At 68.2% G+C, this 16107-nt stretch carries 16 protein-coding genes; 8 read left to right on the top strand and 8 right to left on the bottom strand.

The window, feature by feature from the left end; genetic code table 11:
* Window positions 1-51: 51 nt before the first annotated feature.
* Window positions 52-963 carry a LysR family transcriptional regulator gene (locus tag AC6CR5_RS17000; RefSeq protein WP_316312177.1) on the bottom strand — a complete coding sequence of 304 codons (912 nt, stop codon included), beginning with the start codon at window positions 961-963 and terminating at the stop codon, window positions 52-54.
* 137 nt (window positions 964-1100) lie between these two features.
* Between AC6CR5_RS17000 and AC6CR5_RS17005 the strand changes: the two genes are divergently transcribed.
* The 8 genes from AC6CR5_RS17005 (at window position 1101) to AC6CR5_RS17040 (ending at window position 7828) form a co-directional block, all read left to right on the top strand.
* The gene (locus AC6CR5_RS17005; RefSeq protein WP_047991912.1) at window positions 1101-1838 is read left to right on the top strand and encodes an SDR family NAD(P)-dependent oxidoreductase; all 738 of its coding nucleotides are present in this window, start codon (window positions 1101-1103) and stop codon (window positions 1836-1838) included.
* 59 nt (window positions 1839-1897) lie between these two features.
* Complete coding sequence (locus tag AC6CR5_RS17010; RefSeq protein WP_047991913.1) at window positions 1898-2116, top strand: tautomerase family protein; 219 nt, start codon at window positions 1898-1900, stop codon at window positions 2114-2116.
* 334 nt (window positions 2117-2450) lie between these two features.
* Complete coding sequence (locus AC6CR5_RS17015; RefSeq protein ID WP_498084744.1) at window positions 2451-3887, top strand: cytochrome ubiquinol oxidase subunit I; 1437 nt, start codon at window positions 2451-2453, stop codon at window positions 3885-3887.
* Window positions 3888-3891: 4 nt separating this feature from the next.
* The gene (gene cydB, locus AC6CR5_RS17020) at window positions 3892-4899 is read left to right on the top strand and encodes a cytochrome d ubiquinol oxidase subunit II (protein WP_054516007.1); all 1008 of its coding nucleotides are present in this window, start codon (window positions 3892-3894) and stop codon (window positions 4897-4899) included.
* Complete coding sequence (locus tag AC6CR5_RS17025; RefSeq protein ID WP_020926249.1) at window positions 4899-5039, top strand: DUF2474 family protein; 141 nt, start codon at window positions 4899-4901, stop codon at window positions 5037-5039. Before cydB ends, AC6CR5_RS17025 begins: the two co-directional genes overlap by 1 nt.
* Window positions 5040-5064: 25 nt before the next feature.
* Window positions 5065-6474, top strand: a complete 1410-nt coding sequence (locus AC6CR5_RS17030) for an aminotransferase-like domain-containing protein (protein WP_020926248.1) — start codon at window positions 5065-5067, stop codon at window positions 6472-6474.
* 103 nt (window positions 6475-6577) lie between these two features.
* Window positions 6578-7297, top strand: coding sequence for a hypothetical protein (locus tag AC6CR5_RS17035; protein WP_006385819.1), 720 nt, complete (start codon window positions 6578-6580; stop codon window positions 7295-7297).
* A gap of 54 nt (window positions 7298-7351) precedes the next feature.
* Entirely contained in the window at window positions 7352-7828 is a 477-nt protein-coding gene (locus AC6CR5_RS17040) for a hypothetical protein (RefSeq protein WP_498084745.1), read from the top strand.
* Window positions 7829-7867: 39 nt separating this feature from the next.
* Here AC6CR5_RS17040 and AC6CR5_RS17045 read toward each other — a convergent pair whose 3' ends face one another.
* The 7 genes from AC6CR5_RS17045 to AC6CR5_RS17075 form a co-directional block, all read right to left on the bottom strand.
* On the bottom strand, window positions 7868-8845 hold the full coding sequence (locus tag AC6CR5_RS17045; protein ID WP_150101217.1) for a Bug family tripartite tricarboxylate transporter substrate binding protein: 978 nt from the start codon (window positions 8843-8845) through the stop codon (window positions 7868-7870).
* Between the two features lie 90 nt (window positions 8846-8935).
* On the bottom strand, window positions 8936-10141 hold the full coding sequence (gene tcuB / locus AC6CR5_RS17050) for a tricarballylate utilization 4Fe-4S protein TcuB (protein WP_054437880.1): 1206 nt from the start codon (window positions 10139-10141) through the stop codon (window positions 8936-8938).
* A complete protein-coding gene (gene tcuA, locus AC6CR5_RS17055; protein WP_110060119.1) occupies window positions 10128-11561 on the bottom strand; it encodes an FAD-dependent tricarballylate dehydrogenase TcuA in 1434 nt (477 codons plus the stop codon). Before tcuA ends, tcuB begins: the two co-directional genes overlap by 14 nt.
* A gap of 145 nt (window positions 11562-11706) precedes the next feature.
* Window positions 11707-12633 carry a LysR family transcriptional regulator gene (locus tag AC6CR5_RS17060; protein ID WP_110060118.1) on the bottom strand — a complete coding sequence of 309 codons (927 nt, stop codon included), beginning with the start codon at window positions 12631-12633 and terminating at the stop codon, window positions 11707-11709.
* A 120-nt stretch (window positions 12634-12753) separates the two neighbouring features.
* Window positions 12754-13653: a c-type cytochrome gene (locus tag AC6CR5_RS17065; protein WP_026384772.1), complete on the bottom strand. Its 900-nt coding sequence runs from the start codon at window positions 13651-13653 to the stop codon at window positions 12754-12756.
* Entirely contained in the window at window positions 13646-14998 is a 1353-nt protein-coding gene (locus AC6CR5_RS17070; protein ID WP_058665685.1) for a c-type cytochrome, read from the bottom strand. The genes AC6CR5_RS17065 and AC6CR5_RS17070 overlap by 8 nt, the downstream gene beginning before the upstream one ends.
* Window positions 14999-15252: 254 nt before the next feature.
* Entirely contained in the window at window positions 15253-15951 is a 699-nt protein-coding gene (locus AC6CR5_RS17075) for a glutathione S-transferase N-terminal domain-containing protein (RefSeq protein WP_241116973.1), read from the bottom strand.
* Window positions 15952-16107 lie beyond the last annotated feature (156 nt).

Genomic DNA, 16107 nt, shown 5'->3' on the forward strand with positions numbered 1-16107 from the left:
CGGTCCAGCGCCAGGCTCGGGGACATGGGCGCCTGATCCGCAGCGCGGCGGCTAGCGTCGCAGGCGCTCCAGCAGGAAGTCGGCAAATGTCCTCACCCGCAACGACACATGGCGCACGTGCGGGTAGAGCAAAGTGAATGGCCGCGTGGCGCCGCCAAAGCGCGGCAACACCTCCACCAGATCACCGCGCCGCAGATCCTCCTGCACGGTGAAGCGGTACGCCTGGAACAACCCCGCGCCATGACGCGCCAAACTGACGCCGCCCAGCACATCGCCCGAGCAACTGGTGCCGCCATGGGTCGGCACGTCGATCTGCCGGCCGTCACGCATGAATATCCATGGGATGTTGCGGCCGGTGCTGGGCAACTCGAACTGGATGCAGTCGTGCCCGTCGAGATCCTCCAGGGTGCGCGGCGTGCCCACGCGCCGCAGATAGCCCGGGGCCGCCACCAGCACCAGTTCCGCGTCTTCCAGCTTGCGCGCCACCAGATTCGAGTCCGGCGGCAGCCGGCCGCGAATGGCAAGGTCGTAGCCTTCTTCGGCAAAGTCGACATTGCGGTTGCTGATGTGCACATCGACCTGCACCTGCGGGTACCGCTGGCGGAACTCGCCCAGCAATGGCAGCACGCGGTGATGGGCATACGGCGTGGGCATGCTGATGCGCAGCTTGCCCGCGGGCTCGGCCTGCTGCCCGGTGACCTCGCGTTCGGCCTCGGTCAGCAACGCCAGGGCAGAACGGCACTGCTCCATGTAGCGCAGGCCCGCCGCGGTCAGACGGATCTGGCGCGTGGTGCGCACGAACAGGCGGACGCCGAGGCGCTCTTCCAGCCGCGACACCGAGCGGCTGACGGCGGCCGGCGTCACGCCGGCCGCATTGGCGGCGGCGGTGAAGCTCTGCAGTTCGGCTGCCAGGCAGAACAGCTCCACGCTGCCGAGCATCAGGTCTTCGAAGCGACGTTGCATGAATGGCGTCCTGGCTGGCCTGGCGGAGCCCGCCAGACTCATTACATGATGTATGCATAGATTTGATCTTTGAGGTGTTTATCACGTTTCGGGTCATAAGTAGAGTGGCGCTACCCCTTCTTATCCGGAGTCCAGACATGACCCATCCCGCCAAAACCATCATCGTGACCGGCGCCTCCAGCGGCATCGGCCTGGCCATCGCCCGCGCCTACCTCGAGCGCGGCGACAATGTCGTCGGCAATGCCCGGAGCGCCGAGCGCCTGGCCCAGGCAGCGCGCCAACTGGGCAATCCGCCTCGCTTCATCGGCGTACCCGGCGACATCGGCGCCCCCGCCACCGCGCGCGCCCTGTTCGAGCGCGCGATCCAGGCCTTCGGCAAGGTCGACGTGCTGGTCAACAACGCCGGCATCTTCATCGCCAAGCCGGTGGGCGACTACACCACCGACGACGTCGACCAATTGTTCAGCACCAACCTCAAGGGCTTCTTCTATCCGTCGCAACTGGCGGCGGCGCATATGGCCGCCCATGGCGGCGGGCACATCGTCAATATCACCGCCAGCATCGCCATGCAGCCGCTGCAACAAGTGCCCGCGCTGCTTCCCGTCCTGGTCAAGGGCGGCCTGAACCAGGCCACCAAGGCACTAGCCCTGGAATTGGCGCCGCACCGCGTCCGGGTCAACGCGGTGGCCCCGGGTATCATCCAAACGCCGATGCATGAAAACGGCGACGCGGATTTCCTGGACCGGCTTTCGCCCTCCAGGCGGCGCGGCGACACCGGGGACGTGGTCGATGCGGTGCTGTACCTGACCGAGTCGTCATTCACCTCGGGGGCGGTGATCCCCGTCGATGGCGGAGCCACTGCCGGCCGGTGGTAATCCGCAAGGCAACGCCTTTTGGCCGGCGCGCGCCGGCTGCCAACCGCCAAGGAACAGACATGCCTTACATCAACATCCAGATCACCCGCGAAGGCGCCACGCGCGAGCAGAAAGCCGAACTGATCCGCGGCGCCACCGACCTGGTGGTGCGAGTGCTCGGCAAGGACCCGCAAGCCACGTTTGTCGTCATCGAGGAAGTCGATACCGACAATTGGGGCGTGGCCGGCGAAACCGTCACCGTCTTGCGCCAGCGCCAGCGCGCCACGCGTTCGACATAGACGTCTCCCGCGCCGCAAAGCGGCGAGCGGCTGAACACGAATGCCCTTTGCCCTGCCCCGGCGGCAGGGTCAGGCAGCACAGCGGTCCCGCTGTGCTGTTTTTTTTGTAACGGCCGGATCTGGCCCTTTTCATGAAAACGGCCGGTCTTCCCTATGGCGGCGCGCCATTTCCACGTCGACGCCCGCCAAACTGATCCGCTTTTTTTCGCCGCCTTCTGAATCTGTACTGCTCAGCAGGGCCGGCCTATCTTGACGCTACAGGCACCAGCCTGTCCGCGCGCGCCGCCCGGTGGCGGCAGGATCGCGCGGGCCTTGAAGTCAGGAATCACCCGCCATGGATAGCGACGCGCTACTGCTTGCCCGAATACAGTTCGGATTCACCATTTCCTTTCACATCATCTTTCCGGCCATCACCATCGGCCTGGCCAGCTACCTGGCCGTGCTCGAAGGCTGCTGGCTGCGCACCCGCAACACCGTCTACCGCGACCTCTACCACTTCTGGACCAAGATCTTCGCCGTCAATTTCGGCATGGGCGTGGTGTCCGGCCTGGTGATGGCTTACCAGTTCGGCACCAACTGGAGCTTCTTCTCCGATTTCGCCGGCAGCGTCACCGGGCCCCTGCTGGCCTACGAAGTGCTGACCGCATTCTTTCTTGAAGCGGGCTTTCTCGGCGTGATGCTGTTCGGCTGGTCGCGCGTGGGCCCGGGGCTGCACTTCTTCTCGACCATCATGGTGGCGCTGGGCACGCTGGTATCGGCCACCTGGATCCTGGCCTCCAACAGCTGGATGCAGACTCCCGCGGGCTACGAGATCCTGGACGGCCGTGTGGTGCCGACCGACTGGCTGGCGGTGGTCTTCAACCCCTCGTTCCCCTACCGCCTGGCGCACATGGGCATCGCCGCGTTCCTAGCCACCGCGCTGATGGTGGGCGCGTCCGGCGCCTGGCACCTGCTGCGCGGCGACCGCAGCCCGGCGGTGAAAAAGATGTTCGCGATGGCGATGGCCATGCTGGCGATCTCGGCGCCGCTGCAGGCGGTGGTGGGCGATTTCCACGGCCTGAACACGCTCAAGCACCAGCCCGCCAAGATCGCCGCGATCGAAGGCCATTGGGAAAACGAGCCGGGCGCGGGCGTCCCGCTGACGCTGTTCGGCATCCCCGACATGGAACGCGAAGAGACCCGCTACGCGCTCAACGTGCCGCGCCTGGGCAGCCTGATCCTGACGCACAGCTGGGACGGCCAGTTCCCCGGACTGAAGTCGTATCCGCCCGAGGACCGGCCCAACGCCACCGTGGTGTTCTGGTCGTTCCGCGTGATGGCGGGGCTGGGCATGCTGATGATCCTGCTGGCCGGCTGGGCGCTGTGGGCGCGCTGGCGCGGCCGCCTGTACCAGTCGCGCGCGCTGCAACGCTTCGCGCTGTGGATGGGGCCCTCCGGCCTGGTGGCGATCCTGGCCGGCTGGTACGTGACCGAGATCGGCCGCCAGCCATGGATCGTCTACGGCGTGATGCGCACGGCCGACGCCGCCACCCGCCACGGCCTGGGCGAATTGACGCTGACGCTGGCGCTGTTCGTGGTGGTGTACCTGTTCGTGTTCGGCGCGGGCGTGTCGTACATGCTGCGCCTGATCCGCATGGGCCCGACCCCGGCGCCCGGCCATGCGCCGCTGTCCGGCGGCCCGGGCGAACCGCGCCAGCCGTCGCGGCCGCTGTCGGCCGCCTCCACCTCGGCGGACGCCCCGTCCGCGCAACCTGGATTCAAAGGAGCCTGACACCATGGGCATCGACCTTGCACTGATATGGGCCGTCATCATCCTGTTCGGCGTGATGATGTACGTGGTGATGGACGGCTTCGACCTGGGCATCGGCATCCTCTTTCCGCTGGTCGGCGACGCCGAGGAACGCGACGCCATGGTCAACACCGTGGCGCCCGTGTGGGACGGCAACGAGACCTGGCTGGTGCTGGGCGGCGCGGGGCTGCTGGCCGCGTTTCCGCTGGCCTACTCGGTGATCCTGAGCGCGCTGCACCTGCCGCTGGTGTTCATGCTGCTGGGGCTGATCTTCCGCGGCGTGGCCTTCGAGTTCCGCTTCAAGGCCGACCCGCGCCACCGCCCGCTGTGGGACCGCGCCTTCGTGCTGGGCTCGCTCTGCGCCACCTTCTTCCAGGGCGTGACGCTGGGCGCCTACATCGAAGGCATCCCGGTGGTCGAGCGCGCCTACCAGGGCGGACCGTGGGACTGGATCAGCCCGTTCTCGCTGTTCACCGGCGCGGGCCTGGTGGTGGCGTATGCGCTGCTGGGCTGCACCTGGCTCATCATGAAGACCGAGGGCCGCCTGCATCGCCACATGTGCGCGCTGGCACGGCCGCTGACGCTGGCGCTGTTGGCCGTGATCGCCGCGATCAGCCTGTGGACGCCACTGGCGCAGCCGCATATCGCGCAGCGCTGGTTCAGCCTGCCCAACATGTTCTGGTTCCTGCCGGTGCCGCTGCTGGTGGCGGCCGCCGGTATCGACCTGATGCGGCGCGTGCGCGGCAAGCCGGACGCCGGGCCGTTCGTGCTGGCGCTGTGCCTGGTGTTCCTGGGCTACAGCGGCCTGGGCATCAGCATCTGGCCCGCCGTGATTCCGCCGGACGTGTCGATCTGGACCGCGGCCGCGCCGCCGCAGAGCCTGGGCTTCGCGCTGGTCGGCGCGCTCGCCATCATTCCGATTATCCTGATGTACACCGCCTGGTCCTACTACGTGTTCCGCGGCAAGGTGCGCACCGGCGAGGCGTTTCACTGATGGCCGCGCCGAGCTCCCTGCCCTCCTGGCGCAGCCGGCTGCTGTGGCTGCTGTTGATCTGGGCCGGCGGTGTGGCGTCGCTGGGCCTGGCCGCCGGCGCGTTGCGGCTGGTGATGCGCGCCCTCGGCATGTCGACCTGAAACGCCGTCTTCTCCGGATCCCCTCATGAAACGCTACGAACGGCTGACCGAAGAGATCACCGCCTCGATCCTGTCAGGGCTGCTGCAGGCGGGCGACCGCCTGCCCTCGGTGCGCCAGACCAGCGCCAGCCGCGGCGTCAGTCCGTCGACGGTGTTCAAGGCCTACTACCTGCTGGAAGCGCGCGGGCTGATCCGCGCGCGCGACCGTTCCGGCTACTACGTGCTGCGCGCCTCGCAGGCCAGCCTGCCCGAGCCCGAAGATCTGTCCAGCGCCGCCGCCGGCCGCCATCCGGTGGACGTCAGCGACAACGTGCTGCAGGTGCTCAACGCCACCCTGCGGCGCGACATGCTGCCGTTCGGCTCGGCGTTTCCCAGCCCGTCGCTGCTGCCGTACGGCAGGCTGGCGAAATTCATGGCCGCCACCGTGCAGCAGCTGGACCCGTGGGGTTCCATCGACGACCTCAGCCCGGGCGACGCAGCCTTGCGCCGCGCCATCGCCCTGCGCTACCTGGCCGACGGGCTGACGGTGCCGGTGGACGACATCATCATCACCAACGGCGCGCTCGACGCGCTCAACCTGTGCCTGAGCGCGGTCACCCGGCCCGGCGACGCCGTGATCGTGGAATCGCCCACCTTCTACGCCGCCTTGCAGTCGCTCGAACGCAACCAGCTGCACGCGATCGAAGTGGCGACGCATCCGCGCGAGGGTATCGACCTGCAGGCGCTGGAGCGGGCCATCCAGCAACACCAGCCGCGCGCCTGCTGGCTGATGACGACCTTCCAGAACCCGCTGGGCAGCCTGATGCCCGAGGCCAAGAAAGAAGCCTTGGTCGAGCTGCTGACGCGCCATGGCGTCGCGCTGATCGAGGACGACGTGTACGGCGAACTGTACTTCGGCGCCAATCGGCCGCGGCCCGCCAAGGCCTTCGATCACGAGGGCGTGGTGATGCACTGCTCGTCCTTCTCGAAGACGCTGGCGCCGGGCTACCGGGTCGGCTGGGTCGCGGCCGGACGCTACACCCGCGCCATCATGCGCAACAAGCTCACCACCAGCCTGGCCACCGCCGCGCCGACGCAGGCGGCGATTGCCGCCTACCTGTCGCAGGGCGGCTACGACCGCCACCTGCGCCAGTTCCGCCAGACGCTGGCCTTGCAGCAGGGCGAGATGCTGCAGGCGGTGGCGCGCTACTTTCCCAAGGGCACGCGCGCCACGCGGCCGCTCGGCGGCTACTTCACCTGGGTCGAGCTGCCCGCGCGCATCGACACCCTGCGACTGCATCGCGCGGCGCTCGACCACGGCATCAGCATCGCGCCCGGGCCGCTGTTCTCGTCCTCCGGCGCGTTCGGCAACTACCTGCGGCTGAACTGCGGACATCCCTGGAGCGACGCGATGGAACAGGGCATGGCGACGCTGGGCAAGCTGATGGCGACATGAAATCCGCAATATTGATACAGATGGAAACCCCGCCCCGCCGGACATCGCCTTAGAGTGCCAAGCCTTCAAATTCCAGAACGGTGCCGCGTCGCGGCCGGTTTCCATGACGGCTTCATTTCCCCGTATTCTGCCGCGCTACGCGCTGGGTTGCTACCTGGGCGCGGCGGCGCTGCTGTATCTGTTCTCCGCGCAATTGCTGGCGGCCATTGACATCTGGCTGCTGCCGCGCCGCCTGCTGGTCGAGATGCTGCGCTATCGCGCCATGTGGCTGGTCTTCTTCCTGACCTTGCCGACCGTGGGCTACCTGCTGTGGCGGGGTTCGGACCTGGTCGCGTGGTGGCGCGCGCCCGCCGCGCTGACGCTGGACGAGCGGGCGCTGCGCCTGGGTCCCCTGGCGGTACCCTATGCCGACATCGCCTCGATGCGTCATCGCCACAATCGCGACCATCTGCTGCTCACGCTGGCCGACGGCCGACGCCTGCGGCTGCGCCTGGCCATCTGGGACGATGCCGATGCGCTGCTGGACCTGCTGGAGGCGCGCGTGGGCGGCAATCTCGAAGCCGATGCCAGGCGCCGCATCGACGCCGGCGCCACCGTCGCCTTCGGCGCCGTGGGCATGAACGCCGCCGGCCTGGTGCACAAGGGACAGCAGATCCCGTGGGCAAGCATCGACACCATCCGCACCCAATCCGACAGCGAAGGCATGGAAACCGACGAGACGCTGATCGTCGTCGCGCGCGGCAAGACCCACAGGATCGACCGCTCCGGCATCGACAACGAGCCGGTGCTGTTGGCCTGCCTGCGGCACTACCTGCCTGCCTGACTCCGAAATCCCGCCCGCGTGGCGGCCCCCTCATCCTTTGCACGCAACCCGAACATGGAAATCTACAGCTCCGCCTCGCACCAAGCCCAGACCCTGGCCGATCGCCCCGTGTACTACTCCCGCAACCGCCTCATCGCCGGCGCCGTCATCTGGACGGTGGCCGCGGTGGCGTTCGGCGTGCTGGCCGCGCGTGCCCGCGCAAACATCGGCGGGATGGCGTTCTTCGCCGCCATCGCCGCCATCGGCGTCTGGCTGGTGATCCGCTGCCTGCTGCGCGCCTTCGGCCCCGCCAAGCCCGTCATTACCTTCACCCGCGACGGCCTGCGGGTGACGGATGGCACGGTGATTCCCTGGCAGGCGGTCAACGAGAACACCTACGTCAACCAGACCTACGTCGGCATTCCGATCGGCCGCCAGATCCAGCTGAAGACCTCGCTGCCGGACCGCAAGCGCGTGCTGATCCCCGCCATGGCGCTGGAGATCAGCGGCGACGAATACCTGGCCCTGTGCGACGCCTACCAGGCGGGTTGAACGGCCATCGCCGATGCGCGGCGCGCATCGGCAACGCACTCAGTTCGCGGTGGCGCCGGAGTCCTTCACGGCCTGCGCCCAGGCCGCGATCTCCCTGTCGATGAACGCGCCGAAGGCGGCCGTGTGCAGGGTCGATGCCTGGGCCCCCTCCTCCATCAGGCGCTGCTTGACCGCCGGCGCCGCCAAGGCCCCGCCCAAGGCTTCATTCAACCGCGCCACCACCGCGTCCGGCGTCCCGGCCGGCGCCACCACCCCATGCCACGACAGGGCCTGAAAGCCCGCCAGGCCCGACTCCGCCATCGTGGGAATGTCGGGCAAGGCGGGTGAACGCTGCGGCGAGGTCACCGCCAGCGCGCGCAAGGTGCCGGCCTTGACGTGCGGCAGCACGCCCGGAATGGTGGTGAACATGAAGTCGATCTGGCCGCCGATCAAGTCGGTGATGGCAGGGCTGCCCCCCTTGTACGGCACGTGCGTGAACTGCAAGGCCGCCGCCCGCTTGAACATCTCGCCGGCCAGGTGGCCCGGCGTGCCCGCCCCCGCCGAACCCATGTTGATGCGATCGCCCTGCGTCTTGATGTAGGCGATCAGCTCCGGCACGCTGGCGGCCTTCACGTTGGAGCCGACCACCAGCACATTGGGCACGGTCGCCAGCAACGTGACCGGCTTGAAATCCCTGACCGCGTCATACGAAATGCGCGAGTACAGCGACGGGTTGATGCCATGGGTGCTGGCGGTCGCCAGCAGCAGCATGTAGCCGTCGGGCGCGGCCGAAGCCACCTGCTTGGCGGCGATGGTGCCGTTGGCGCCGCCCTTGTTGTCGATCACGATGGTCTGGCCGAGCGACCTGGCGGCTTCGGCCGCCACCGTGCGCGCCAGGATGTCGGAAGTGCCGCCGGCCGAATGCGGCACGACCAGCGTGATGGGCTTGGCGGGAAAGGTCTGCGCCTGCGCGGCCGGCAGGGCCGGCAGCAGACAGGCGGCGGCGAATGCCGCGCGGGCAAGGCGATGAGGGAACATGCAAGTCTCCTGAAGGATATTGGAATCGCGGCGCCTTCGAGGGCGCCGTCATGCGCGCATACCGCCACGGGACCGCGGCGGCGGCGCGGCTCAGTCGGCGCCCAACTTCAGCTTGTCGGGCTGGCGCTTCTCGATCGCCCACTTCAGCAACGCGGCCGAGCGATAGATACCGTGTGCGAACTTGCCATAGGGCAAGGTCAGGAACAGCGCCATCACCACGCCCAGGTGCACCGCCAGCAGCAGAGCCATGGCGCCGGTGTCGCGGCCGGCCAGCAGCGCCAGGCCGGTGGCGCTGGTCAGCAGCAGCAAGGCGATGAAGCCGCGGTCCATCGGTTTTTGCGCCGCGTCGCCCTGCAGCGGATGGCGCCGCAGGTTCAACCACAGCAGGCCCGCCGGCCCGATCAGCAGGCCGATGCCGCCCGCCGTGCCCAGCAGCACCGGCGCGCTCCAGAACGGATATGGCGCTTGTTCGCCCAGCAGGTAGTGGTAGAGCGTGGCCACGCAGGTGGCGGCAAAACACAGCATGAAGCCGTAGAACGTGAAGTGGTGAAAGCGCCTGCGCCACAGCGTGAAGGCATCGTCGGCGTTGTTGCAGCCCTTGCCATGGCCGCCATCCAGGTAGCGCAGGCGCAGCGCGTCGTGCGCGGCCTCGGCCACGGCCGCGCCGCTGGCCGTGCCCGGGCTGACGTCGCGCCAGAAGCGCGCCGCGCCGATGGCCAGGGCCACCATGGCGAAGCCGAACACCGCGCCGAACATCAGCGCCAGCGTGTTGTGGGGGAACACCGCGTAGAAATTGCCGGCCATCGGCGCGTGCAACAGCCCACCCGCCTGCATCACCGTCAACGCCAGGAACAGCGCCAGCCCCGCGGCCGTGGCCAGCGACAGCGCCAGCCCGTTGCGCTGGTACAGTTTGCCCAGCGCCGCTGGAAACGCGTACTCGGTATAAGTCTGCAATCGCACCTTGGCCATGGCCTGCGGCACGTTCACCGCGAACTCGTGCGGCGGCGCGTACTGGCAGGCGTGCAGGCAGGCGCCGCAGTTGTGGCACAGGTTGGCCAGGTAGTTCAGGTCAGCCTTGCCAAACTCCAGGCGCCGGGTCATGGCCGGAAAGACGGCGCAGAAGCCTTCGCAGTAGCGACAGGCGTTGCAGATCTGCATGACGCGCGCCACTTCGGTTTCCTGCGGACTGAGCGCGGCCGCGCCACGTCCATGCCAGCGCACCGGCCGTTCATCCATGGCCGGCGCCGTCCGCGCTAACGATTGAGCCTCGCGGGCCAGGGTTTCAAGCTGCCGCATGCTGTGCTCCGTTGCGGTGGGTGCCGGGGGTACGATGCATGCGCTGGGCGGCTGCCGCGGCGCGGGTGCCGGCGATGCGGCCGAAGGCGGTGCCGATGGACATGCCCACCCCCGCCGTGTAGCCCTTGCCCAGCACGTTGCCGGCCATCATCTCGCCGGCCACGAACAGGTTGTCGCTAGGCACGCCGTTGAAACGAACGGCGGCGGTATCGTCCACCTTCAGCCCCAGGTAGGTGAAGGTAATGCCCGGCCGCAGCGCGTAACCGTAGAACGGCGCGGTGTCGATGGGCCGGGCCCAGTGGGTCTTGGCGGGCGCCAGGCCCTCGGTGCGGCAGTCGTCCAGCGTCGTGTGGTCGAAGGTGCCGGTTCTACAGGCCTGGTTGTATTCGCGGATGGTGTGCTCGAGCGCCACCGGGTCCAGTCCCAGCCGCCGCCCCAGTTCCGCCACGGAATCTGCGGTAACGCCGGGGAACACCGGCGGCATGAAACGGCCCACGGCCTTGGCGTCGATGATGGAGTAGGCGATCTGCCCCGGCTGCATGGCCGTCAGGCGGCCCCAGATGGCGTAGCGCTTGGGCCAGAAGTCCTCGCCCTCGTCGTAGAAGCGTTGCGCGTCGCGGTTGACCACCACGCCCAGCGAGACGCAGTCGATACGGGTGCAGATACCGCCGTCGTACAGCGGCGCGCGCGCGTCGATGGCCACGCAGTGCGATTGCGACGGATCGCCGATGCGGTCGGCGCCGGCCTCCAGCATGAACTTGAGCAGCACGCCCTGGTTGTAGCGGGTGCCGCGGATGAGGAAGTTGTCGGCCGGCCACTCGCCGCGCTCGTTGCGGCCCCAGGCCTCGCGCAGCCATTCGCGGTTGGACTCGAAACCGCCGGCCGCCAGCACACAGGCGCGCGCCTCGATGCGCTCGGCGCCGATGCGGGCGGCCTGAAAGCGGCCGTCCCGCAGTTCCAGCGCGTCCACCGGCGCGTCGTAGCGGATGCCCACGCCCAGGGCCTCGGCGCTGCGGTAATAGGCATTGACCAGCGCCTTGCCGCCGCCCATGAAGAAGGCGTTGGTGCGGGCCACGTGCAGCGCGCCCGACAGCGGCGGCTGGAAATTGACGCCATGGCGCCGCATCCAGTCGCGACAGGTGGCGGACTCGCGGATCACCAGCCGCGCCAGTTTCTCGTCGGTCTGGCCGCCGGTGACCTTGAGCAGGTCCTGCCAGTATTCCTCTTCCGGATAGGCGTCCACCAGCACGTCCTGCGGCGCGTCGTGCATGCAGCGCAGGTTGCGTGTGTGCTGCGAATTGCCGCCGCGCCATGCGCGCGGCGCGGCCTCCAGCAGCAACACGCTGGCGCCCGCCTCGCGCGCCATCAAGGCCGCGCACAGCGCCGCATTGCCTCCGCCTATCACCAATACATCGACCATGTCATCGTTCCCGGATCAAGGAACGGACTGTAGGCCGGCGCCGCGCGCCGCGATATCAGCGCGCCGTCAACGGGTATTCATGATTCGTGAAGAGCGGTATGCCGGCTGCGCGCGGCATTGCTCACGGGCGGCAAGCGACGCCCGTTCACGACTCATGCAGCGCGGTAACGGCCCATTTGCCGTCTCGCGCCAACGTGCGCGAGACGTCGGCCAGCACCAGGCGCGCAGCCAGCGCCGCCGGCGACAATTCGTCGTCCGACAGGCTGGCCAGCAGATTGGGCCGGAACAGGTCGGCCTCGTCGATCCGCGCCATCGCCAACTGGCCCGGCGCGATGCGCGCGGTGGCCGAGCTGGGCTGGATGGTGGCGGCGTAACCCAGCTGCACCACGTCCATCAGCAGCGCCAGGCCATCGACCTCGGCCACCACCCGCGGCACGTGGCCCGCCTGCTGGAACGCCAGGTTGACCGAGGCGCGCAGCCCGTGGCGGCCGCCGGGCAGCACCAGCGGCAGGCCGGCGATCTCGTCCAGGCGTGTGGTGGGGCCGGCGGGCAGTCCCGGCATGTCGCGCCGGGCGCATAGATAGAGGGGTTCGTCCAGCAGCGGCGTAACGCTCCAGCGGCGCGCCGCCTCGGCATGGAACACGATGGCCAGGTCGAGCTGGCGGCCGTTGAGCATGTCGGCCAGGTGGCCCGACAATGCCTCCACCAGATGCAGGCGGATATCGGGATAGCGCTGGTTCATGGCCTGCACGAACGGCGCGCCCAGGATGGCCGCGGTGGTGGATGGCAGGCCGACGCTGACGTGGCCGGCCAGGCGCGCCTGCTGCGCGGCCTGGATCGCGTCGTCGGCATGGCGCAGCGCCAACTGGGCCTGGCGGAAGAACGCCAGCCCGGCGTCGGTGGGCACCACGCCGCTGGCGCTGCGTTGCAGCAGCCGCGTGGCCAGTTCGCCTTCGAGCCGGCTGATCTGCTGGCTGAGCGCGGACGTCACCATGCCCAGCGACATGGCCGCGCGGCCGATGCTGCCGGCTTCGACGACGCGAACGAAATAACGAAGCTGGCGCAGTTCCATGGCGGGCCGGGGACGATCACGAGGGAAGACTCGCCGATTGTAGGGCGTGGAGCGCGCCATCGCCCGGCCCGGATCCGGGCCGCCCCGGACGGGACAGGCCCGCGCGTCCGGCCTGGTTGCTCAATAGCGCGCGTCCTTGGGCTTTTTGCCGTCCGGCCAGTCCTTGTCCTTGGGCGGGAAATCCGGCCGCGGCATGTGCGTGAAGTACTCGGCCACGTCCACCGCGTCCTGGTCCGACAGCACCTTGCCCTCGCCCCAGTTACCATGGGTGTTCACGCCCATCGGCATGCTGTTGCGGATGAAGGCGGCTGCCTTGTAGGTGCGCGCCAGGCCGGCGCCGATATTGAATGATTCGTCGCCCCACAACGGCGGGAACACGATATTGCCGGCGCGGTCGCGCTTGCCTTCGCCGTTGGCGCCGTGGCAGGCGGCGCACTGCGCGGCATACAGGCCCTTGCCCCGCTCCGGGTTGGGAACCAGCTTGGTGTCGATGGGCCAGGCGTTCTTGATCTGCACCTGCGCCCCATGCGGCACATCCTGGGCCAGCCACTTCATGTAGGCCAGCATCGCCAGCATTTCGGGCGATTCCTTGTCCAGCGGCTTGCCGTTCATCGAGCGTTGGAAACAGCCGTTGATGCGGTCCGCCAGCGACACGACCCGGCCCGAGCGCGGATTGAACTGCGGGAACGAGTTGACCGAGTTGATGTACGGCGCGCCCAGCGGCTTCTTGCCCTGCTGCACATGGCAGCTGCTGCAATTGAGGCTGGCGCCCGTGTTGTTCGGCAACAGGCGGCGGGTTTCGTTGAGCAGGCGCTGGCCGTAGCGGATCTGTTCGGCGTTGGGTTCCTTGTCGATCGAGGTGTCGGACGGGATGGTGTAGTCGGGCAGCCGCTTGCCGTCCTTGTCGAGCACCGCGAAGGTCTTGGCCTCGCCGGCCGGCGCCGGCGGCGCCGCCAGCGCGGCCATGCCGCCCCCGGCCATCAGCGCCACCGTGGCGGCGATTTTGTACAGCTTATTCATGCTTGCCTCCCGACACGATGTTCGGCTTCTTGCTGGCCAGGAAACCACGGATATGCGCGACCTCGTCGCTGGCGATCGGCGGCGCCTGGTTGGTCCAGGCCGTGCGGATGAAGTTGATGACGTCGGTGATGTCCTGGTCGCTCAGGTGGTTGAAGCGCGGCATGGCGAAAGCCATGGAATCGCGGTCGCTTTCGGGCATCTTGCCGCCTTCCAGCGTGATCTGGATGATGGACTGGGGGTTCTGCGCGAAGATCGCCGAGTTGCCCGCCAGCGCCGGGAAGATGCGCGGCATGCCCTGGCCGTCGGCGCGATGGCAGATGACGCAATGCTCCATGTAGATCACCGCGCCGCGCGAGTCGTAGCGGCCAGCCAGCAGGGACGCCGTGGTGTTGTCAGCCTTGGCGGGGAACACCGGCGCCTTGCCCGGCACCGGCGGCAGTTGCTTCAGGTAGGCGGCGATGCTGGCCAGGTCGTCGTCGGTGAAATAACGCGTGCTGTGCTCGACCACGTCGGCCATGGCGCCGAACACCGCGACCCTGTCGGTGCGGCCGGTCTTCAGGAACAGGGCGATGTCGTCCGCGCTCCAGGAGGCCAGGCCGCGGGCTTCGCCGCGCAGGCTCTTGGCGCGCCAGCCGTCGATCACGGCGCCGGAAAGGAAGGCGTCGCCGTCCGCCATGGACAGCGCCTTTTCCTGGTAGGCCAGGCCGCGCGGCGTGTGGCAGGCGCCGCAATGGCCCGGACCTTCCACCAGGTACGCGCCGCGCCGGACCTGCTCGTCCGCGCCCGCCGGCGCGGCGAAGTCGCGCTTGCCGGCGAACACCAGCTGCCACCAGGCCATGGGCCAGCGCATGTTCAACGGCCACGGAATGGTGGAGTCGGCGCTGGGCTTGTCCACGGGCTCGACTTGCGACATGAAATACGCGTAGAGCGCCTGGATGTCCGCGTCGGGCATGATGGCGTACGACGGGTACGGCATGGCGGGGTACAGCGTCGCGCCGTCCTTGCGAATGCCGTATTGCACCGCGTTCTTGAAGTCGGCGTAGCTGTAGGCGCCGATGCCGGTGCGCTTGTCGGGCGTGATGTTGGACGAATAGATGGTGCCCACCGGCGTCTGCATCGCCAGGCCGCCCGAGAAGGGTTTGTCGCCTGGCGCGCTGTGACAGGCGACACAGTCGGCGGTGCGCGCGATATAGGCGCCGGCTTCGGCCAGCCGGCGGTCCTGTGGATCGACGGCGACGGTGCTGTCCGTCTTGCGGATGGCGGTCAACAGGTGGGCGCCGCCGATACCGCCGCCCAGGCCCGCCAGCGCCAGCAGCGCCACCGCCTTGATCCCGAAATGCTTCATTCCAACCCTCCGTTGCTGCCGGCCAGCGCGCACGTCGGGTGTTCGTACTGCGTTGTCCAGCTTATGGAGGCAGCTTACGCTTTTTGGTAATAAGCATATGACCGAAAAACATGAAAGTATCGGCGTTGTTTGATGCGGCGCAAACCGGCCCGATCCCTCAGACTAATTAACAGGGGAACAATTTCCGGGATGGGGCGAATCGGGCCGGTCCGGCGGGCCGCGATGAGCCGACGGACCGGCGTAAACGGTGGCCGTCAGGCCGGGATAGCCAGGCCCTTCACCACGGCCGGACGCGCCACGAAGGTTTCCAGCACGCGGGCGACGTTCTTGAACTGCTGAAAGTCAACCAGGTCGCCCGCGCCGTAGAACCCGATAAGGTTGCGCACCCACGGCAGGATGGCGATATCGGCAATGGTGTATTGCTCGCCCATGACCCAGTCGCGCCCATCCAGGCGCTTGTCCAGCACGCCCAGCAGGCGCTTGGATTCAGCCACGTAGCGGTCGCGCGGGCGCTTGTCCTCGTAGTCCTTGCCGGCGAACTTGTGGAAAAAGCCCAGCTGGCCAAACATCGGGCCGATGCCGCCCATCTGGAACATCACCCACTGCAGCGTTTCGAAGCGGCCGGCGGTGTCGGCGGGGATGAGCTGGCCGGTCTTGCTGGCCAGGTAGACCAGGATGGCGCCGGACTCGAACAGCGCCAGCGGCTTGCCGTCCGGGCCATTGGGATCGAGGATCGCGGGGATCTTGTTGTTCGGGCTGAGCGACAGGAACTCCGGGGTGAACTGGTCCTGCGAATCGAAACTGACCCGGTGCGGCTCATAGGGCAGGCCCAGCTCTTCCAGCAGGATCGACACCTTGACGCCGTTGGGCGTGGGCAGCGAATACAGCTGGATGCGGTCGGGATGCCGGGCGGGCCATTTCCGGGTGATGGCGAACGAGTCTAGGGAGGACATGCGGGGGGCTCCTGGAGATCCGGTGGCGGTAAGGGATGACGATTGTGACAGGCGCGGCGCCTGACTGGCGCCCCGCGCGCGTCGGGCAAATGTAGCGCAAATCGCCCGCCGCAAAGCGCCTCCAGGCCACCGCGCGGGCGGTGGCGGCGCAACGCA

It is taken from the genome of Achromobacter sp. EG18 (genome assembly GCF_059759395.1).